18 protein-coding genes are annotated in these 18,915 nt (G+C 67.5%); 8 read left to right on the forward strand and 10 right to left on the reverse strand.

Annotated features, from left to right (window positions below):
* Positions 1-18: 18 nt before the first annotated feature.
* From AC0QC4_RS16220 to rph, 5 genes are all read right to left on the reverse strand, one after another.
* Positions 19-453, reverse strand: coding sequence for a DUF6491 family protein (locus AC0QC4_RS16220; protein WP_483661153.1), 435 nt, complete (start codon positions 451-453; stop codon positions 19-21).
* 77 nt (positions 454-530) lie between these two features.
* The gene (gene gloB, locus AC0QC4_RS16225; RefSeq protein WP_483661154.1) at positions 531-1,259 is read right to left on the reverse strand and encodes a hydroxyacylglutathione hydrolase; all 729 of its coding nucleotides are present in this window, start codon (positions 1,257-1,259) and stop codon (positions 531-533) included.
* Between the two features lie 61 nt (positions 1,260-1,320).
* Positions 1,321-2,508 carry a radical SAM family heme chaperone HemW gene (gene hemW, locus AC0QC4_RS16230; RefSeq protein WP_483661171.1) on the reverse strand — a complete coding sequence of 396 codons (1,188 nt, stop codon included), beginning with the start codon at positions 2,506-2,508 and terminating at the stop codon, positions 1,321-1,323.
* A gap of 131 nt (positions 2,509-2,639) precedes the next feature.
* Positions 2,640-3,260 carry an RdgB/HAM1 family non-canonical purine NTP pyrophosphatase gene (rdgB, locus tag AC0QC4_RS16235; protein WP_483661155.1) on the reverse strand — a complete coding sequence of 207 codons (621 nt, stop codon included), beginning with the start codon at positions 3,258-3,260 and terminating at the stop codon, positions 2,640-2,642.
* Positions 3,261-3,263: 3 nt separating this feature from the next.
* Complete coding sequence (gene rph / locus AC0QC4_RS16240) at positions 3,264-3,980, reverse strand: ribonuclease PH (RefSeq protein WP_483661156.1); 717 nt, start codon at positions 3,978-3,980, stop codon at positions 3,264-3,266.
* Positions 3,981-4,101: 121 nt separating this feature from the next.
* Here rph and AC0QC4_RS16245 point away from each other — a divergent pair, with 121 nt between their 5' ends.
* Genes AC0QC4_RS16245 through grpE form a run of 3 tightly spaced genes read left to right on the forward strand, consistent with a single transcriptional unit; the run spans position 4,102 to position 6,243 of the window.
* Positions 4,102-4,584, forward strand: coding sequence for a hypothetical protein (locus tag AC0QC4_RS16245; protein WP_483661157.1), 483 nt, complete (start codon positions 4,102-4,104; stop codon positions 4,582-4,584).
* Entirely contained in the window at positions 4,581-5,633 is a 1,053-nt protein-coding gene (gene hrcA / locus AC0QC4_RS16250; protein ID WP_483661158.1) for a heat-inducible transcriptional repressor HrcA, read from the forward strand. The genes AC0QC4_RS16245 and hrcA overlap by 4 nt, the downstream gene beginning before the upstream one ends.
* A 31-nt stretch (positions 5,634-5,664) precedes the next feature.
* Positions 5,665-6,243, forward strand: coding sequence for a nucleotide exchange factor GrpE (gene grpE / locus AC0QC4_RS16255; RefSeq protein ID WP_483661159.1), 579 nt, complete (start codon positions 5,665-5,667; stop codon positions 6,241-6,243).
* 33 nt (positions 6,244-6,276) lie between these two features.
* Here grpE and AC0QC4_RS16260 read toward each other — a convergent pair whose 3' ends face one another.
* The 4 genes from AC0QC4_RS16260 to AC0QC4_RS16275 all read right to left on the reverse strand — a co-directional run bounded on the left by AC0QC4_RS16260 (position 6,277) and on the right by AC0QC4_RS16275 (position 8,821).
* The gene (locus AC0QC4_RS16260) at positions 6,277-6,720 is read right to left on the reverse strand and encodes a PH domain-containing protein (protein ID WP_483661160.1); all 444 of its coding nucleotides are present in this window, start codon (positions 6,718-6,720) and stop codon (positions 6,277-6,279) included.
* Between the two features lie 67 nt (positions 6,721-6,787).
* Entirely contained in the window at positions 6,788-7,684 is an 897-nt protein-coding gene (locus AC0QC4_RS16265) for an iron-containing redox enzyme family protein (RefSeq protein ID WP_483661161.1), read from the reverse strand.
* 147 nt (positions 7,685-7,831) lie between these two features.
* A complete protein-coding gene (locus AC0QC4_RS16270) occupies positions 7,832-8,293 on the reverse strand; it encodes a vgr related protein (RefSeq protein ID WP_483661162.1) in 462 nt (153 codons plus the stop codon).
* A gap of 9 nt (positions 8,294-8,302) precedes the next feature.
* Positions 8,303-8,821 carry a copper chaperone PCu(A)C gene (locus AC0QC4_RS16275; protein ID WP_483661163.1) on the reverse strand — a complete coding sequence of 173 codons (519 nt, stop codon included), beginning with the start codon at positions 8,819-8,821 and terminating at the stop codon, positions 8,303-8,305.
* Positions 8,822-9,030: 209 nt separating this feature from the next.
* On the opposite strand from AC0QC4_RS16275, the gene dnaK reads away from it, so the two are divergent.
* From dnaK to AC0QC4_RS16290, 3 genes are all read left to right on the forward strand, one after another.
* Positions 9,031-10,947, forward strand: a complete 1,917-nt coding sequence (dnaK, locus tag AC0QC4_RS16280) for a molecular chaperone DnaK (protein WP_483661164.1) — start codon at positions 9,031-9,033, stop codon at positions 10,945-10,947.
* 115 nt (positions 10,948-11,062) lie between these two features.
* Positions 11,063-12,190, forward strand: coding sequence for a molecular chaperone DnaJ (dnaJ, locus tag AC0QC4_RS16285; RefSeq protein WP_483661165.1), 1,128 nt, complete (start codon positions 11,063-11,065; stop codon positions 12,188-12,190).
* A gap of 294 nt (positions 12,191-12,484) precedes the next feature.
* A complete protein-coding gene (locus tag AC0QC4_RS16290; RefSeq protein WP_483661166.1) occupies positions 12,485-13,441 on the forward strand; it encodes an MBL fold metallo-hydrolase in 957 nt (318 codons plus the stop codon).
* 3 nt (positions 13,442-13,444) lie between these two features.
* Here the strand turns inward: AC0QC4_RS16290 and AC0QC4_RS16295 are convergent, their stop codons facing one another.
* Positions 13,445-15,751: a patatin-like protein gene (locus AC0QC4_RS16295; RefSeq protein WP_483661167.1), complete on the reverse strand. Its 2,307-nt coding sequence runs from the start codon at positions 15,749-15,751 to the stop codon at positions 13,445-13,447.
* A gap of 92 nt (positions 15,752-15,843) precedes the next feature.
* Between AC0QC4_RS16295 and AC0QC4_RS16300 the strand changes: the two genes are divergently transcribed.
* On the forward strand, positions 15,844-16,413 hold the full coding sequence (locus AC0QC4_RS16300; protein WP_483661168.1) for a Uma2 family endonuclease: 570 nt from the start codon (positions 15,844-15,846) through the stop codon (positions 16,411-16,413).
* A gap of 38 nt (positions 16,414-16,451) precedes the next feature.
* Positions 16,452-18,629 carry a primosomal protein N' gene (locus AC0QC4_RS16305; RefSeq protein ID WP_483661169.1) on the forward strand — a complete coding sequence of 726 codons (2,178 nt, stop codon included), beginning with the start codon at positions 16,452-16,454 and terminating at the stop codon, positions 18,627-18,629.
* Positions 18,630-18,915 lie beyond the last annotated feature (286 nt).

The raw sequence follows: 18,915 nt of genomic DNA on the forward strand, positions 1-18,915 counted from the left end.
AAAACCTTACGACGGACTCTACTGCCCTGCCGGCGTCCGATAGGGGACGAATTCTCCCAGTGCGCAGCTCGGGCCGCTGATGCCGCTGCTGCGATCGACGAGGCGGATGATGTCGCCACGGCACGGGCCATTGCCGAACTGGCGGCTGACGATGATGTCATTGTCCCGCGCCAGACCGGGGCAGGAGCTGCGCAGCTCGTTCTTGTACACCAGACGACCCGACGCCCGGTAAAGCAGCACATTGTCGGACACGCGGATGGTTTCCAGCGAGCCGCGTGCGACCGGGATGCAGCTTACCGGCTCTCCCGCCACCTTGCCGCCGAGATGGCGGTCGAGCAGCGCGAGCTGATCCGGGGTCAGCTGTTCAGGCTCCGCCGTCCGTTCACCCGCCGCGCAGGCAGCGAGCAGGAGCGGAGCGACAAGGGCGACGGCGAGGGTGGATTTACGGACCATGACGACCTCCACTGTTGGGATATTGCGATACTATCCGCCATCCAGGCAAAACGCACGATGAACGGCGGTTCATCATTTCAACGGAAAGCGTCCTTGGCAGCGCGAAGTTCCGCCAGATGCGCAGCCGAATGCGCGCGCATAAAGGGATTGGTGGCTTTTTCCAGCGCAATGCTGGTGGGGACGGTGGGCGTGCCCGCCGCGCGCAGTGCCACCACCTGGTCATGGCGGGCGGCGAGCGCGGCATTGTCCGGCTCCGCCGTCACCGCCCAGCGCGCGTTGGAGAGCGTATATTCGTGCGCACAATAGATGGCGGTATCGTCAGGCAGCGCGGCGAGTCGCGCCATGTTGGCGTACATCTGCTCCGCCGTGCCTTCGAACAAGCGGCCGCAGCCCATGGCGAACAGCGTGTCGCCGACGAAGGCGACGGCGGATTCGGCCAGATGATAGGCGATGTGGCCGGCGGTGTGGGCCGGCACGGCGATGACATCGGCCACGTTTGCACCGAGATGAACCCTGTCGCCCTCCCCCACCTGCCGGTCGAGCGTGGGGATGCGTTCCGCCTCGGCTGCCGGGCCAGTGATGATGCAGCCGGTCGCCGCCTTTATCGCCGCGTTGCCGCCGGTGTGATCGGGGTGCCAGTGCGTGTTCCAGATCTGGCTGATCGTCCAGCCGCGCTCGGCCGCGGCGGCAAGCACCGGCTCGGCGACCGCCGGGTCGATCACCGCGGTCTCTTTGCTGGCCGGATCATGCGCCAGCCAGACATAATTGTCGGACAGCACCGGGATGCGGGCGATTTCCAGCGGCATGCGCGTCTCTCCTTCGCTTGGCAGCGCAGTCGCGCCGCAAATGGGGATTGAGTCAAGCCTCTCAGGCGATGACCAGTTGCGCGATGATCGCATCGAGCAGCGGTGCTCCGCTTTCGGTGACTATCAGGCGCGCGCCATCGCGGCGCAGCAGGCCGAGCGCGGCGAGCCGTTCGGCTGAAACCGGGTCGACCAGCGACGTCGCCCCGACGCCGGTGCGGGCGGCGATATCGTCGAGATCGATGCCCTCGGCCAGCCGCAGGCCCATCAGCAGGGCTTCGGTGGCACGCGTGCGCGGGGTGAGCGGGCGTTCGGCCTTGATGCCGTGGCCGCTCGCTTCGACCGCGGCGAGCCAGTTTTCCGGCTTGCGGTGCCGCTCCGTGGCGACGCCATTGCGCCGGCCGTGCGCGCCGGGGCCGATGCCGACATAATCGCCATAGCGCCAATAGGTGAGGTTATGCCGGCTTTCCTCGCCCGGGCGGGCGTGGTTGCTCGTCTCATAGGCGGGAAGGCCGGCGGCTGCCATCTGCGCCCGGGTGGCGGCGAACAGATCGGCCGCGAGATCCTCGTCGGGCAGGTGCAGTTCGCCCTTGCGATACAATGTCTCGAAGCGGGTGCCGGGCTCTATGGTGAGCTGGTAGAGCGAGAGATGGCCGGTGCCGAAGGCAAGCGCGCGCGCCAGTTCCGCCTGCCACGCAGCGAGCGACTGGCCGGGGCGGGCGGTGATCAGATCGAAGCTGACGCGGGCGAAGTGTCCCTGCGCGGTGGCGATGGCACGCAGGCCTTCGTCGACACTGTGCGCTCTTCCCAGAAACTGCAGGGTTTGCGCGTCAAGTGCCTGTATTCCGATGGAGACGCGGCTGACCCCGGCGCTGGCGAGCGCCGCAAAGTTGGCGACCTCCACCGAAGTGGGATTAGCCTCCAGCGTGATCTCGCAGTCCGGCGCGAGGCCCCAGAGCCGGTCCGCCTCGGCAATCAGCGCATCGACGGTGGCGGGCGGCATCAGGCTGGGCGTGCCGCCGCCGAAGAAGATCGAGGAGACGCGTCTGCCTGTCGTGACCCGCGCCTCATGCGCCATATCCGCCAGCAGTGCCGCGCGCCACGCCGCCTGATCAACGCCATCGCGAACATGGCTGTTGAAATCGCAATAGGGGCATTTGCTGACGCAGAATGGCCAGTGAATGTAGAGAGCGAGACCCTGAAGCCCCTCCCTTCCAAGGGATGGGGTGGGGGTGGGTGCGTCTGAGAGCAATGATCTGGTCAAACGCTCACCTCGAACACAAACGTCATTGCGAGCGTAGCGAAGCAATCCAGAGTCGCGCAGGACCACCCTGGATTGCTTCGCTGCGCTCGCAATGACGGCAATTGAACCTCATCCGGCCGTCAAAAAACCGCCGCCACCAGCTTGGCGAACGCATCCGCCCGGTGACTGATCGCATGTTTCTCCGCCGGATCGATCTCGGCATAGGTCAGGTCGCTGCCGGTCGGCACGAACACCGGATCATAGCCGAAGCCAAGCGTACCGCGCGGGGGCCAGGTCAGCGATCCATGCGCCCTGCCCTCGACCACCAGTTCCTCGCCATCGGGCCAGACCAGCGCCAGCGTGCAGACGAAGCACGCCGAGCGGTCGACATCGGGGCCGAGCGCGGCGAGCATCCCCTCGACCTTGCCCATCGCCATATACCAGTCGCGACCCGGTTCGCCCTCGAACCACTGCCGCTCCGCCCAGTCGGCGGTATAGACCCCCGGCCGCCCGCCCAGCGCGGCGACTTCCAGCCCGCTGTCGTCGGACAACGCGACGAACCCGCTTGTTGCCGCGCTGCGCGCCTTGATCAGCGCGTTTTCGGCGAAGGTCGTGCCGGTTTCCTCCGGCTCGGGCAGGCCGAGATCGGCGGCGCTGATCGCCTCCATGCCATAGGGCGCGACCAGCGCGCCGATTTCGCGCAGCTTGCCCTTGTTGTGGCTGGCGAGGACCAGTTTGCCCGGGGTCAGTTTGCGCGCCACGTCTTACCTTCCCGTTGCCTTCCGCTGCGCCGCGAAGATTTCATCGCAGCCGATCCGCGCCAGCCGCAACAACCGCAGCAGCGCTTCCTCGTCATAGGGCGCGCCTTCCGCCGTGGCCTGCACTTCCGCGAGCCGCCCGTCGCCGAGCAGAACGAAATTGGCGTCGGCCTCGGCATTGCTGTCCTCGTCATAGTCGAGGTCGAGCACCGGCGTGCCCTGAAAGATGCCGCAGCTGATGCCCGCGACCTGGCTGGTGATGGGATCGTCGGCGATCAGCTTCTTCTCGATCAGCCCGTCGATGGCGAGGCGGAGCGCGATCCACGCGCCGGAGATCGACGCGGTGCGCGTGCCGCCGTCGGCCTGGATGACGTCGCAATCGAGCACGATCTGGCGCTCGCCCAGTTTCTTGAGGTCGGTCACCGCGCGCAAGGAACGGCCGATAAGCCGCTGGATTTCCTGGGTCCGGCCCGACTGCTTGCCCTTGGCCGCCTCCCGGCTGCCCCGCGTATGCGTCGCGCGCGGCAGCATGCCATATTCGGCCGTGACCCAGCCCTGCCCCTTGCCGCGCAGGAAGGGCGGCACCTTGTCCTCGACCGAGGCGGTGACCAGCACCTTGGTGTCGCCGAAGCCGATCAGCACGCTGCCTTCGGCATGGCGGGTGAAGTTCGTCTCGACGGTGATGGTGCGCATGGCGTCTGCGGCGCGGCCCGATGGGCGCATGGGTCTGTCTCCTTTGGCTGACTGCAAGGGCCGATAGCGGCGGCAATGCCAAGATGCCAGCGCGCGATGCTGGCAGCCCTTGCCTCTTGAGCAAATCCGACGGCAGTTTACATGGCGCTTCATGACGCTTGTCCGCCTAGCCGCTGCACTGTTGGCGATCGCATCGCCCGTCGCCGCGCAAACCGACGCCGCGAGCCAACCGTCGCGCATCGGCTTCGGCATGCTGGTCGCCGGGGAGGAGCAGGTCAGCTGGACGCTCAACGCCGACGGCACGGGTGAGGCGGTGCTGCGCAACCTGCCCAGCGACGGCGGTGGCCGGGGCGAGGAGCGGATCCTGCTGCGGGCACCCGAGGGCGATTTCCGCTGGGCGGTCGAGCATCTTGCCCGCTACCGTGCTTTGGCCGGCGCGGCACCCGGATGCACGATCTCGGCAGACGGGGTGATGGCCTTCCGCCTGACCTGGCAGGAGGGCGATACCACGCAGGTCGCCAGCTTTTCAGACAATTGCGGCGGGGTGCCGACCGACTTCTTCGAGGTGATGGCACCGCTCGGCGAGCGGATAGAGGGGTGGCAGCAGAGCGACGCGCCCCCACCGGCACCATGACACCGCCACCGCCCCCAACCGACCTCGGCGATCGTGCGCGCTCGATCTTCCAGCTGGTGGTCGAGGCCTATCTGGCGGACGGGCAGCCGGTGGGATCGCGCACCCTCTCCCGCCGCACCAGCCTCAATCTCTCCCCCGCCTCGATCCGCAACGTCATGCAGGATCTGGAGGAAGCGGGCCTGCTCGCCGCGCCGCACACCAGTGCGGGGCGGGTGCCCACCGAACAGGGGCTGCGCCTGTTCGTCGACGGGATGATGCAGGTGGCCGAGCCCTCACCCGAAGACCGCGCGCAGATCGAGGCGAGCCTGTCATCGGGCATTGCCGGCCCGGTCGAGACCGCGCTTGCCAATGCCACCGCTGCCCTCTCCGGCCTCTCCGCCTGCGCCGGTCTGGTCATGGTGCCGGGGCAGGAGCGGGTGCTGAAACAGGTCGCGTTCGTGCCGCTCAATGACCGACAGGCGCTGGTGGTGCTGGTGGCCGCGGACGGCAGCATCGAAAACCGCGTCATCGATGTGCCGCGCGGGCTGCCGCCGGGGGCGCTGGCCGAGGCGGGCAATTACATCAGCGCCGCCTTGTCCGGCCTGACGCTGGCCGAGGCGCAGGCGCGGCTGCGCAGCGACATCGCCAATCACAAGATTGCCATGGATCGCACCGCGCAGCGGCTGGTCGAGCGCGGGCTTGCCGTGTGGAGCGCCGATGGCAGCGAACGGCCGGTATTGATTGTGCGCGGGCAGGCCAATCTCATCGACGAGAGCGCGGCGGGCGATATCGAACGGGTGCGGCAGTTGCTCGACGAGCTTGAAACCAAGCAGGATATCGCCCATCTGCTGGCCTCCGCCGGAGAAGGCGCGGCGACGCGCATCTTCATCGGAGCGGAGAACAAGCTGTTCGCGCTGTCCGGATCCTCCGTCATCGCCGCGCCCTGGCGGGGTGCCGACGGGCGGGTGGTCGGCGTGGTCGGCGTGATCGGGCCGACGCGGTTGAACTATGCGCGGATCGTGCCCATGGTTGATTTCACGGCGCAGACGCTCTCCCGGCTGATGCGCTGAGACGAGACAAGAGACGAGAGAAGCAAGCACAGTGACCGAAGCCGAGACGCCCCAGACCGAAGCCGACCGCATCGCCGAAGACGCCGCCCGCGAGGCTGCCGGCGAGGCCGAGACCGCTGCTGCCGAGGCCGCTGCTGCCAGCGCCGCGCGCATCGCCGAACTGGAAGAACAGCTCGCCGCCGCGCAGCAGGATGTGCTCTACGCCAAGGCCGATGTGCAGAATGTCCGCCGCCGCGCCGAGAAGGAAGTCGCCGACGCGCACGCCTATTCCGCGACCAAGTTCGCGCGCGACATCCTCTCCGTCGCCGACAATATCGGCCGCGCGCTCGAACTGATTCCGGCCAGCGCGCGCGAGGACGACGCCTGGAAGGGCCTGATCGTCGGCCTCGAAGCGACCGGGCGCGAGCTGTCCGCGGTGTTCGAACGCAACGGCATCCGCCGCGTCGAATCGCTGGGCCAGCCGCTCGACCCCAACGTCCATCAGGCGATGATGGAAGTGCCCACCGACGATGCCGCACCCGGCACCATCGTGCAGGAAATCCAGCCCGGTTACATGATCAAGGATCGCCTGCTGCGCCCGGCGCTGGTCGGGGTGGCAAAGGCGGGTTGATCTAAACGAACGGATTGGTCCTGCACCAATCCCTCACATCACACCTTCGCCCAGATCGACTTCGCGCACCCGCCGCTTCTGGCGTGCGGCTTCGACGAGCGCGCGCAACTGTTCGCGGCGCGGCTGGGCGGCGTCGATGTGGGGCATGACCAGTGGCGCGCCGCGGGTCGTCTCATCGCTGGAATCGATCGTGATGGTGCCGATGCCGGCCCATTGGTTGACCAGGGTGAAATCGAGACGCACGTCCTTGACGCGATAGAGTTCGATCTCGTCGATGCTCTTGACGAATATGCCCTTGCGCAGGATCAGCCGGTCCGCCGTCAGCTCGTAGGTGACCTGCAGGTTGCGGATCCAGACCACCAGCACGATCAGCAGGCCGACGCCGACCAGACACAGCAGCAGGGTCAGCCAGCCCAGCAGCGTACCGCGCAACCAGCCCCAGGTGGACGATCGGAAACGGTCGATGACGTCGGACATATATGGTCTCCCCCCAGGCGCTGCCCGGAGGTCATGCCATGCCCGCCGATCAGGGGCAATGCGGCGATCAGCCGAGACCGAAATGGCTGCGGTAGCGTTCGAAGCAGCGGGCACCCGCGCGCAGGCGGATCAACGCGCCTTCCGCGATTGCCGTCGCGCGCGCGGGCTCCTCGGCGATGGCGGGACGCAGCGCCTCGCGGTTCCAGTCCTCGCTATGCTTGACGTCGAGCACCGCGTGGAGATCGAAATAGACGCTCTGCTTGGGGGACAGGCCGATGCGCCGCAGGCCGCGCGCGACATGCGCCGAGCGGTCCGGTGCGGTGAGCTCGACCACGCCGAGCGCGCCGACGCTGTGCCAGGCATAGCTGCGAATGCTGGCCATCGCGGTCATTGCGTTGGCGAGCGCCAGGCTCTGCCAGCAGGTGCGGCGAATATCCGGGCGCAGCTCCAGAATGTCGACCAGCTTGTCGAGCATCGGACCGTGCATGCCCTTGATATTGCCCTTGCCCATCTCGTCCCAATAGTTGCGCGCGAGTTCCAGCTTGGGCAGCGGCGGCAGCTTGACCTGGGTCATCGCCACCAGATCGTCGAAGCCGGCTTCTCCGGCAGCTTCCTGTTCGAGATACCAGCGCAGATCGTCTCGACTGGCCGTATCGGCGAGCCAACCGAACAGCAGGTCATGCTGGCCCGGGCCGGACTGCTCCAGCGCCTCGAACCAGGCGATGAAGCCGTCGACGTCGGTGGGGACGGACGCGGCTTCGTCTCGCACCTCGTCGCGCAGCGCCTCGATGAAGCTGCGCTCGGCGTGGAGCATGCGCATGTCGCTGGTAAACAGCGCCTGCCAGTCTGCGGAAGGCACGGTCGGCTCGAGACGTCGTCGGTTCCAGCGCGCCAGGCGTTGCTGGAAAATGTCGTTGAGATAATCGCTTGCGTGCGGATCACTCCGCCGGGTGGGCGCGTCCATCGCAGGCGTGGATCGCGCATAGTGCATGGCCATGGTCGCAGGCATCCTCTGCCGGTTGTCGTGCAGGGAGAACCGCTGACGCGGCGAGGAAGTTCCGGCGATTGGCGGGCAACCCCAGCGCGTAATCACGCTGGCTCGCAGCCAAAGCTAATGAAAGAATGGCAGGATCGCGCGATAGGCGTCGATCGGCGGGGCGCCGGCGACCGGTTGCCCCTTCGACAGCAGGAAATAATGCCGGACGATTTCTGCCTGCTGCTCGATGCCGTAGCGGTGGAGCGGCCAGCCCGGCCTGAGCGCATAATCGTAGCGGCACAGCGGGTGCCGCCGCAGCACCAGATACCAGCGACCCAGCGTCTGCGCCTGCCAGACATGTACCATTTCGTGGATGAACAGGCCCTGCCGGTCGAGCGGCTGGCGGCAGAAATCATCGCAGTAAAGATCGCCGGCCGGATTGAAGTGGAGATGGCCCATCGGCGCCATCACCGTGCGGCGCGGCTGGAAGAAGGCCCATTTGCGGTTGCGCACCTCGACCGCGTCATAATCGATAGCCGTGCCGAACACCCCTTCGGCGAGGCGGCGTTCCTCGGCGGTCAGCGGGCGAGCGTGCATGGGGGTCGATCAGTGACCGGCGTGGCCGCTGTGCTCGTCGGCAGCCGCAGCGGTCGCGGACAGCAGCGGCGCCTCGACATCGCGGGTAGAGCCGTCGGCGAAGGAGATGGTCAGCGTTACCTTGCCCGCCGCGCGCGCGGCGTCGGTCAGGCCGAATAGCATCACGTGGAGGCCGCCCTGGCGGAAACGGACTTCGCCGCCTGCGGGCACATCGACGTCGGCCACCGATTTCATCTGCATCACGCCATCGTCCATGCGCGATTCATGCAGTTCGGCCCGCTCGATATCCGCGCTCTGCACACCGGTGAGGGTTGTCGCGACTTCGCCGCCCTTGACCGTGAAGTAGGCCGCGGACGGCGCGGCGGGGTTGGGGTTCAGCTTCACCGACGGGTCGACGATCTGCACCTCGCCATTGCCGACGCCGGCCTTTGCAGTCGCCACCCGCTCCTCGGTCGCCGCAGGGTCGGCCGCGCCGCATGCGGCAAGCGCCAGGGCAGTGGCGGAGAGAAGCAGGGCGGAACGCAGCATGACGGGGACCTTTCACCGGACGGGCGTGCGCAACATCGTTGCGCGTCGCGTGCATCTAATGCGTTGCGGCTGGCCTGCCAACCGCTTGTCGGGCCGAAATGCCTTCCTATATGCGCAGCAAGCATCGGGGGGATGCGCCGACACGCCAGCCTTGGCGAAGGACGGCTCGCCCCCGCTTTTGTAACCAAGTGAAGGCGTTAGAGGGCTATATGGCAAAAGTCATCGGTATCGATCTGGGCACCACCAACAGCTGTGTCGCTGTGATGGAGGGCGGCAGCCCCAAGGTCATCGAAAATGCGGAAGGCGCGCGGACCACCCCGTCGGTGGTCGCCTTCACCAAGGACGGCGAGCGCCTGATCGGCCAGCCGGCCAAGCGCCAGGCGGTGACCAACCCGGACAATACCATCTATGCGGTCAAGCGCCTGATCGGCCGCCGCCACGACGACCCGATGACCAAGAAGGACATGGAGCTCGTCCCCTACAAGATCGCGCGCGGCAAGAATGGCGACGCGTGGGTAACCGCCGGTGGCGAGGATTACAGCCCGTCGCAGATTTCCGCCTTCATCCTGCAGAAGATGAAAGAAACCGCCGAAGCCTATCTGGGCGAGAAGGTGTCGCAGGCGGTGATCACCGTGCCGGCTTACTTCAACGACGCCCAGCGTCAGGCGACCAAGGACGCCGGCCAGATCGCCGGCCTTGAGGTGCTGCGCATCATCAACGAGCCGACCGCAGCGGCGCTGGCCTATGGCCTCGACAAGAATGAGAACAAGACCATCGCCGTCTATGACCTTGGCGGCGGCACCTTCGACATCTCGATCCTCGAAGTCGGCGACGGCGTGTTCGAAGTGAAGTCGACCAACGGCGATACCTTCCTGGGCGGCGAAGACTTCGACACCAAGCTGGTCGATTGGCTGGCCGACAAGTTCAAGGCCAAGGAGCAGATGGACCTGCGCGGCGACAAGCTGGCGCTGCAGCGGCTGAAGGAAGCGGCTGAGAAGGCGAAGATCGAGCTGTCGTCTGCCCAGACCACCGAAATCAACCTGCCGTTCATCACCGCGCGCATGGAGGGCGGCAGCACCACCCCGCTGCACCTCGTCGAGACGCTGACCCGCGCCGACCTTGAGAAGCTGGTCGATGACCTGATCCAGCGCACGCTGGAGCCATGCCGCAAGGCAATGAAGGACGCCGGCCTTACCAACGCACAGATCGACGAAGTCGTTCTGGTCGGCGGCATGACCCGCATGCCCAAGGTGCGCGACGTGGTGAAGGGCTTCTTCGGCAAGGAACCGCACACCGGCGTCAACCCCGACGAAGTGGTGGCAATCGGTGCCGCCATCCAGGCGGGCGTGCTGCAGGGCGACGTCAAGGACGTGCTGCTGCTCGACGTGACCCCGCTCAGCCTCGGCATCGAGACGCTCGGCGGCGTGTTCACCCGCATGATCGACCGTAACACCACGATCCCGACCAAGAAGTCGCAGACCTATTCGACCGCTGACGACAATCAGCAGGCGGTGACGATCCGCGTCTTCCAGGGCGAGCGCGAAATGGCCGCGGACAACAAGCTGCTCGGCCAGTTCGACCTGGTCGGCATTCCGCCCGCGCCGCGCGGCGTGCCGCAGATCGAGGTGACCTTCGATATCGACGCCAACGGCATCGTCAACGTCTCCGCCAAGGACAAGGGCACCGGCAAGGAACAGCAGATCCGCATCCAGGCCTCGGGCGGTCTGTCCGACGCCGACATCGACCAGATGGTCAAGGATGCCGAGAAGTTCGCCGAGGAAGACAAGAAGCGCCGTGAGGCCGCCGAAGCCAAGAACAATGCCGAAAGCCTGGTGCACACCACCGAGCGGCAGCTGGCCGAACATGGCGACAAGGTCGATGCCACGCTCAAGGGCGAAATCGAGGCCGCGATTGCCGAAACCCGCACCGCGATCGACGGCGGCGATGCCGACGCGATGAAGGAAAAGGCTTCGGCGCTGAGCCAGGTGGCGATGAAGCTGGGTCAGGCGATCTACGAGCAGCAGCAGAATGCCGAAGCCGCTCCGTCGGCCGAGGACACGGCAAAGCCGGCCGACGACGATGTCGTCGATGCCGAATTCTCCGAAGTCGAAGACGACAAGAAGTAACCCTTCTCCCTCTCCCCGCCCGGGGAGAGGGCCGGGGAGAGGGGGAGTGAGAGAGCGTCGGCCCTGTGACTGCCCCTCTCCCAGCCCTCTCCCCTGAAGGGGAGAGGGCTTTCCCATGCAAGCTGAAGTCGATTTCTACGAGTTGCTCGGGGTCGAGCGCGGGGCGGACGATGCCACCCTGAAGAGCGCCTATCGCAAGCTCGCCATCCGCTACCATCCGGACAAGAACCCCGGCTGCGCCGATTCCGAGGCAAAGTTCAAGGCGATCAACGAAGCCTATGATTGCCTGAAGGACCCGCAGAAGCGGGCGGCATACGACCGGTTCGGCCATGCCGCCTTCAAGAATGGCGGAGCCGGCGGGCCCGGCGGTTTCGGTGGCGGCGATTTTTCCGACATCGGCGACATCTTCGAAAGCTTCTTCGGCGGCGCCTTCGGCGGGGCCGCGCAGGGCAGACGCCAGGCCCAGCGCGGTGCCGACCTGCGCTACGACATGGAAATCACGCTCGACGAGGCCTTCCACGGGAAGAATGCCGAGATCGACGTCGAAGTGGCGGTGTCCTGCACAACCTGTTCGGGCAGCGGCGCCAAGCCCGGAACCGCGAAGACCCGCTGCCGCACCTGCGCCGGCCACGGCAAGGTCCGCGCCCAGCAGGGCTTTTTCATGGTCGAGCGTACCTGCCCGACCTGCCATGGGGCTGGTGAGATCATCACCGATCCGTGCAACGCCTGCCATGGCGAAGGCCGCGTCGACCGCAAGAAGACGCTGACCGTCGCCATCCCCGCCGGCGTCGACGAAGGCACGCGCATCCGCCTGTCGGGCGAAGGCGAGGCCGGACCGCGCGGCACCCCGCCGGGCGACCTCTACATCTTCCTGCACGTCAAGAAGCACAGCGTGTTCCAGCGTGACGGCTCCACCCTGTTCGCGCAGGTGCCGATCAGCTTCACCACCGCCGCGCTCGGCGGCACGCTGACCGTGCCCGGGCTCGACCGCGAGAATCACGAATTCCGCATCCCGGCCGGCATCCAGTCGGGCAAGCAGCTGCGCAAGCGCGGCGCCGGCATGCCGGTGCTCAACAGCCGCGGCTTCGGCGATCTGGTGATTCAGGTCGAGGTGGAGACGCCAACGCGCCTGACCGCCAAGCAGCGCGAACTGCTCGAGGCGTTCCGCGAGACCGAGACCGGCGAGGAATGTCCGCAAAGCGAAGGCTTCTTCGGCAAACTGCGGGACATGTTCGGTACCTGAACCTTCTTCTGCGTGTGGGAGAGGATGGGCTTGGGCGGGTTCGCGCCAAGCCGCCAAGAGACCAAGAGAGGGGTGTATGGCCCAAAGGCGGCTTTCCATCATGCAGGTTGCCCCAAGCAGGCGGTGAGCTTGCCTGAAGCCGCTTCGCGGATTGTGCGCGTCCTTGGCGGCCTGGCGGCCTGGCGCAGCTTCCTTGCGCCTTTGCGCCGCTTCGCAGAACCCCTCCAACTTGGCTGAGGACAAACCGGCTGCCGCGGTATAGCATCCCGCCATCACCCCCACCGGAGTCCCGCCATGCCCCGCCGCGCCCTGATGCTTGCTGCTGCTGCCCTCACCCTCGCCGCCCCCGTGGCGGCGCAGCAGGATTTCAGCGGAGTCGAGATCCGCACCGAGACCGCCGCGCCCGGCGTCGCCGTGCTGTTCGGCGCGGGCGGCAATATTGCGGTCAGCTATGGCGCGGATGGCACCATCGTCGTCGATGACCAGTTCGCGCCGCTCACCCCGCGCATCCAGGCGGCGATCGCCGCGCTGGGCGCATCGCCGGCCAAATATCTGATCAACACTCACTGGCATTATGACCATACGGGCGGGAACGAGAATTTCGGCAACGCCAGCGCGATCATCATGGCGCAGGACCATGTGCGTGACCGGCTGGTGGCGGGCGGCAGCATCGGCGGCAACGCCATCCCCCCTGCCCCGGCCGCCGCGCTGCCGGTTATCACCTGGCACGACGGCATCCAGCTGCACCTCAACGGCGGCATCCGCACCATCCACATGCCGCACGCGCACACCGACGGTGACAGCGTGGTGTGGTTCCGGACCGCCAATGTCTTCCACATGGGCGACCTGTTCTTCCACCGCGTCAGCCTGCCGTTCATCGATCTCGAAAGCGGCGGCAATGCACGCGGCGTCCTTGCCGCGGCAAACCGCGTGATCGATCTCGCCAACGACCAGAGCGTCATCATCCCCGGCCACGGCCCGCTCGCCACCCGCGCCGACCTCATCGCCTATCGCGACATGCTCGCCGAGGTGATCGGCGCGGTCGAGCGGGAGAAGGCGGCAGGCAAAACGCTGGAGCAGGTGCTGGCGCTACGCCTCGCCGCACGATGGGACACCAACCCGCAGGCGTTCATCAAGGGCGATGCGTTCGTGACGGCCGTTTGGAATAGCCTGGACGACGAGCCGCATGCGCACGGGGATGGGGATGAGCACGCGCATCGCCATGACGGCGACGAGGCGCATAGCCACTAGGTCTTACCCCACCTCCGCCCGCACCTCCGCGACCAGGCCCGGTACGGCCATCAGCCGGCCCTCTTCCTCGTCGAGGATGGCGCGGAAGGCGTCCTTCTGCAGGCCTCGCAACAGCTCGTCCGGCAGTTCGCAGCCGGGCGGGGCGCTGCTGGCGACGATCGCGATCAGGCGTTCGGCGGCGTGGAGGCGGCCCCACAGATAGTCGTTCTCGCGGAACGCCCGGCTGAAGAAGGCCCCGAAGCTGTTGAACTGGATCCCCTTGAGGCTGGCCTCCGCGCCTCCGCTGCGGATCGCGGTGGCGTCGTCGGGGGAGATGCGGTCGATCTTGATCGCGTCGAACTCGCCGTCGCTGTCCGCCTGCAGCAGCGGCAGGGTGGCCGCGTCGTAAAAGGCAAAGCCCAGATAGGCGAGCACCAGCTCGCGCCGGGCCGCCTTGGGCAGCATCTCCAGCGCCGCGGCCAGCCGCTCGTCGGCCGCGTGGTCGACGTGGATGAGATCGCGGCGGTCTGCGATGCGGGCGATCAGCGCGGCGGGTTCGGCAAGATCGGCCTCGCCGACCGTCAGCCCGTCATAATGGTCGCGCGACTGGCGATCGAGATAGAGGCCGAGGCTTTCGTAGATCGCCGCGCGCATCGCCTCCTGCGCGTCCATCGCGATCATGTCCGATTGCGCCGCCACCTCGTCCAGCCGTCGCGCCAGATGGCGCAGGCGGCGGACGCGGAAGGCGACATCATGGCTGCGGAAGAATCCGACCACCGCCGGGCTGGTCGCCTCCTTGCCGCCCAGCCGGTCGATGCCGGCAGCGCGCACCGCCTGCCACATCGCCTCGCGCCAGCGCTGGCGCTGCGGCACGTCGCTGGCCCCGGCCGCGTCGGCGGCGACGCTCGCCAGTTCCTCGACGATCAGCGACAGTTTGAGATGGCTGTAGGCGACAAAGGCATAGCCGCCCTCCCCCGATGCCTTGACGTGCGCCGAGGCACGCCATGCCGCCAGCCGCTGCGGGGTGGGCCGGTCGAGGAAGAAGGTACGGCCCAGCGCCGCCTCAATGCGCTGCTCGACCTCGGGCTGCATCGCCGCGACGATGGCGCGGGTGCGGCGGACGCGCGCGGTCAGCGCCTCGAGCGCCTCGACATTGTCGCGGATCGGCTGTTCGCGCGGGATGTCCGACAGCGTCTTGAAGATGGTGGCAAAGAAGCCGGGCAGATCGCGCCCCGTCTTGCCGCCGCCCCCGCCGAGCCCGACCGCCTTTCGCCCCGGCTTGGGGTCGATGTAGACGAAGCGCCTGTCGACCTCGCGCCGCGCCGGGCGCTGCTTGAGCGCGGCGATGGCCGGGCGGAAGGGGGCGTTGACCAGCACCGATCCGTCGACCAGCACCCGATCGTCATGCGCGCAATCGCCGCTGCCGCACAATTGCCGGGCGAGGAAGGCGTTGCGTTCGGGCCAGCTCTTGCCCTGCTGCGCCAGTGCGCGGTCCATCTCGCGCGCGGTGAAGGGCGGGAAGGCGCCGGGGAAGCTCGCCGTCGCGCGCGCGGCGAAGGCGAGGCCGACCGGGTCGGCGACATCGTCTGCCATCCCCGGCGAATGGCGGAAGCCGAAGATCAGCCGATGCTCGGTCTCCATCACCTCCGCCGGGCTGTTGAGGCGCATGGTTTCGGCATGGCCGCCATAATCGGTGACGGTGACCATCAGATCGAGCGGCTGGCCGCTGGGGAGCAATACCGGCCCCTTGGCCTGCGCCGCCATCGCGTCGAAGGCATCGAGCAGCAGCCCGGTGAACACCGTCCCCCCGAATGGCGGGGCGAACCAGCGGGCGCGCACGAACTGCGAAAGCTTGGCGCGGACTTCGCTGCGTGCGCCGCGTTCCACCGTGCTGTCGATGGTATTCTTCGGAGCCCGACTGAACAGCCAGGCCAGCGGCACCGCCCAGATTTTGGTGAAGCGCGACCAGGGGCGGGCGTCGGGATCGAGCAGGACGGTGACATCCGCCTTGTCGAGCCAGAGGTCGGTCAAAGGATCGAGCGATTCGCCGGTGGTGATCGCCCGTGACAGGAAGACGCCGTTGATCCCCCCCGCGCTGGCCCCGGCGACGATGTCGGTGAACACGCGCAGGCGGGTGCCGGATGCCGCCCCCATTTCCGCGAGCAGGCGGCGATAGACCGCCTCCACCCCGGGCGATGGCGGTGCGGCGTCATGCTCGGCGCGGCTGGCGCGCACCAGCTTCCACACCTCCTTGGTGACGCCATGCATATAGACCGCCAGGCTGATCCCGCCGTAGCAGACCAGCGCGAGGCGCAGCTCCTTCTCCCTCATGCATGGCAGGGTATCACAGATGCGGGGAATGTCAGCGGGAAAGGGCGGGTGCCTTTTTGCGTTGGGCGCGAAGCAATGGTATGTCTGAAGGGATGAACGCGCTGTCGCACCCGCCTGCCAAACATCGCCGCCTGCGGCTGACGGTCGCCGATTTCGAGCTGCTCAACGAGAATGGCGCGTTCGACGACTATGGCAAGACGGAGCTGCTCGATGGCCATATCTTCATCATGAATTCGCAGTACCGACGGCATTCGCGGGTCCAGTCGGAGCTGCTGATCGAACTGGGTCTGCGCTTGCGAGAAACTGCATCGTCTTGGACGGCGATGGTCGAGGCATCGATCCGGCTTTCGGCTCACTCAATGCCCGAGCCGGACATTGTCCTGACCAACGACCCCGACGGAGCCGGATTCATGCCTCTGGAGAGCGTGGGCATCGTCATCGAGGTCGCTGACTCGACCCAGCGCACCGATTTCGGTAAAAAATCCAAGCTTTATGCCAAGGCTGGCATTCCCGAATATTGGGTACTCGATACGCAAAGCTGCACGGCCCATCAGCATTGGGCCCCCAAAGCCAGTGCATGGATGCAGCATCGCGACATTGCCTTCGGCCAGCCAATTACTGCAGAGACGATACCGGGCCTAACCGTCACTTTGCCGGCGTAGCTATCGCCAGCGTGCCTGCCAGGCCCTAAGTTCAAGACATGGCTTCCCGCGTCCGCGTCCTCCTTACCAATACCGCGCTCGGTCCGCTCGATTACCGGCTGCCGCACGGTGCCGAGGTGCCGCCGGGCAGCCTGGTCGAGGTGCCGCTGGGGCCGCGGCGGGTGCTGGGCGCGGTGTGGGATGCGGAGAGCGACAGCGCGGCGATGGCCAGCGACAGCGTCGGCGACAACCGGCTGCGCGAGATATTGGCGGTGCATGCGGTGCCGCCGATCCCGGCCGATTTGCGCCGGCTGATCGAGTGGACCGCCGACTATTATCTGGCGCCGGCGGGCGCCGTGCTGCGCATGGTGGTCCCTTCGGTCGCGCTGCGCGACGGCGGGCGACCGATCATCGAATATCGCGCGACCGGCGCGCTGCCTGAGCGGATGACGCCGCAACGGGCCAAGGCGCTGGAGGCGATTGGCGACCGGCAGGGCAGCATCGCCGATCTGGCGGCGCTGACCGGTGTCTCCGACGCGGTGCTGCGCGGGCTGGTGCAGGCCGGGGCGCTGGAAGCGGTGGCGCTTTCCCCCGATCAACCGCCGCCCTGCCCCGACCCGGACTTCGCCCCTCCAGCGCTGAGCGCGGAGCAGGCGGCGGCGGCAGGCGAGTTGACCGCGGCCGTCGGCGCGGGGTTCCAGCCTTTCCTGCTCGACGGAGTGACCGGATCGGGCAAGACCGAAGTCTATTTCGAGGCGGTGGCTGAGGCGATCCGCGCTGGCAGACAGGCGCTGATCCTGCTGCCCGAAATCGCGCTGACCGAGCCGATGCTGCGCCGTTTTGCCGCGCGCTTCGGGGTCGAGCCGGTGGCGTGGCATTCGGGCCTCAGGCAAAGCGAGCGGCGGGCCAACTGGCGCGCCATTGCCGACGGCAGCGCCGCAGTGACCATCGGTGCGCGATCGGCGCTGTTCCTGCCCTATGCCGATCTGGGCCTGATCGTGGTCGACGAGGCGCATGAGGCCAGCTTCAAGCAGGAGGATGGGGTCCATTATCACGCCCGCGACGTCGCGGTGATGCGGGCGAAATTCGCCGACGTGCCGGTGATTCTGGCGAGCGCCACCCCGGCGATCGAAAGCCGGGCGCAGGTCGAGGCAGGGCGCTACCGCGAGATCAGGCTGCCGGCGCGCTATGGCGGGGCGACGCTACCGGCCATTTCCGCCATCGATCTGCGCAACGAGCCGCCGGATCGCGGCGCTTGGCTGGCGCCGCCGCTGGTCGCGGCGATCAGCGAGCGGCTGGAGCGGGGCGAGCAGTCGCTGCTGTTCCTCAACCGCCGCGGTTATGCGCCGCTGACCCTGTGCCGCACCTGCGGGCACCGCTTCCAGTGCCCCAATTGCACCGCGTGGATGGTCGAGCACCGGCTGCACCGGCGGCTGGCCTGCCACCATTGCGGGCATGTGATGCCGCCGCCGCGCGAATGCCCCGAATGCCGCAATGAGGACACGCTGGTCGCCTGCGGCCCGGGCGTCGAGCGGGTGGCGGACGAGGTGCAGGCGCGCTGGCCGGAGGCGCGCACCGCCATCGTCACGTCCGACACGCTGTGGAGCCCGGCGCGCGCGGCGGAATTCGTCGAGGCGATGGAGGCGGGGATGATCGACATCGTCGTCGGCACGCAACTGGTGACCAAGGGCTATCATTTCCCCAATCTGACGCTGGTCGGCGTGATCGATGCCGACATCGGCCTGTCGGGCGGGGATTTGCGGGCGAGCGAGCGCAGTTTTCAGCAGATCGCGCAGGTGGCCGGGCGCGCCGGACGCGGCGACAAGCCGGGCGAGGTGCTGATCCAGACGCGCGCGCCCGAAAGCCCGGTGATGGCGGCGCTCATCGCGAGCGACGCCGAGGGCTTCTATGCCGCCGAGACCGAAGCACGGCGCGAGGCGGAGATGCCGCCCTATGGCCGGCTGGCGGCGATCATCGTCTCGAGCGAGGATGCTGCCGCAGCCGAACGGGTGGCGCGCGCGCTGGGCGAGGCAGCACCGTCCGCGCCCGGCCTCGACATCTGGGGCCCCGCACCCGCGCCGCTGGCGATGCTGCGCGGACGGCACCGGCACCGGCTGCTGGTGCAGGCGGGACGCGCCTTCCCGATGCAGAAAATGCTGCGCGAGTGGCTGGGCGGCGTGGAATGGCCAGCCAAGGTGCGGGTGGCGGTGGATGTGGATCCCTACAGTTTCGTGTGAGGCGGGGCGCTGGCGTCCTGCCTGTGGACGCTGCACGATCTGACCGTGGCGTCCTTGCGACCCCGGGCTTGCGCCGGGGGGAGTAATCCAAGGGTGTGCGGTGCTGCTCTGGATTGCCGCGTCGCTTCGCTCCTCGCAATGACGGGCTTGCGGTTCGCCGTCACGTGACGCTGCGCCTGCCCCTCCTCCATCTGCCCCTCCACCACCCTGCGGGTGGTCCCCCTCCCCGTGCCGGGGAGGACCTGGATGCGCCGAAGGCGCAGCCGTGTATGCCACGCTGCGGGAT

Source organism: Sphingomonas sp. jy18 (assembly GCF_056931895.1).

Excerpts from the sequence above, each read along its gene's own strand:
- AC0QC4_RS16220 (WP_483661153.1), bottom strand. The coding sequence starts at position 453 with ATGGTCCGTAAATCCACCCTCGCCGTCGCCCTTGTCGCTCCGCTCCTG.
- gloB (WP_483661154.1), bottom strand. The coding sequence starts at position 1,259 with ATGCCGCTGGAAATCGCCCGCATCCCGGTGCTGTCCGACAATTATGTC.
- rph (WP_483661156.1), bottom strand. The coding sequence starts at position 3,980 with ATGCGCCCATCGGGCCGCGCCGCAGACGCCATGCGCACCATCACCGTC.
- AC0QC4_RS16245 (WP_483661157.1), top strand. The coding sequence starts at position 4,102 with ATGACGCTTGTCCGCCTAGCCGCTGCACTGTTGGCGATCGCATCGCCC.
- hrcA (WP_483661158.1), top strand. The coding sequence starts at position 4,581 with ATGACACCGCCACCGCCCCCAACCGACCTCGGCGATCGTGCGCGCTCG.
- AC0QC4_RS16260 (WP_483661160.1), bottom strand. The coding sequence starts at position 6,720 with ATGTCCGACGTCATCGACCGTTTCCGATCGTCCACCTGGGGCTGGTTG.
- AC0QC4_RS16265 (WP_483661161.1), bottom strand. The coding sequence starts at position 7,684 with ATGGACGCGCCCACCCGGCGGAGTGATCCGCACGCAAGCGATTATCTC.
- AC0QC4_RS16270 (WP_483661162.1), bottom strand. The coding sequence starts at position 8,293 with ATGCACGCTCGCCCGCTGACCGCCGAGGAACGCCGCCTCGCCGAAGGG.
- AC0QC4_RS16275 (WP_483661163.1), bottom strand. The coding sequence starts at position 8,821 with ATGCTGCGTTCCGCCCTGCTTCTCTCCGCCACTGCCCTGGCGCTTGCC.
- dnaK (WP_483661164.1), top strand. The coding sequence starts at position 9,031 with ATGGCAAAAGTCATCGGTATCGATCTGGGCACCACCAACAGCTGTGTC.
- dnaJ (WP_483661165.1), top strand. The coding sequence starts at position 11,063 with ATGCAAGCTGAAGTCGATTTCTACGAGTTGCTCGGGGTCGAGCGCGGG.
- AC0QC4_RS16290 (WP_483661166.1), top strand. The coding sequence starts at position 12,485 with ATGCCCCGCCGCGCCCTGATGCTTGCTGCTGCTGCCCTCACCCTCGCC.
- AC0QC4_RS16295 (WP_483661167.1), bottom strand. The coding sequence starts at position 15,751 with ATGAGGGAGAAGGAGCTGCGCCTCGCGCTGGTCTGCTACGGCGGGATC.
- AC0QC4_RS16300 (WP_483661168.1), top strand. The coding sequence starts at position 15,844 with ATGAACGCGCTGTCGCACCCGCCTGCCAAACATCGCCGCCTGCGGCTG.
- AC0QC4_RS16305 (WP_483661169.1), top strand. The coding sequence starts at position 16,452 with ATGGCTTCCCGCGTCCGCGTCCTCCTTACCAATACCGCGCTCGGTCCG.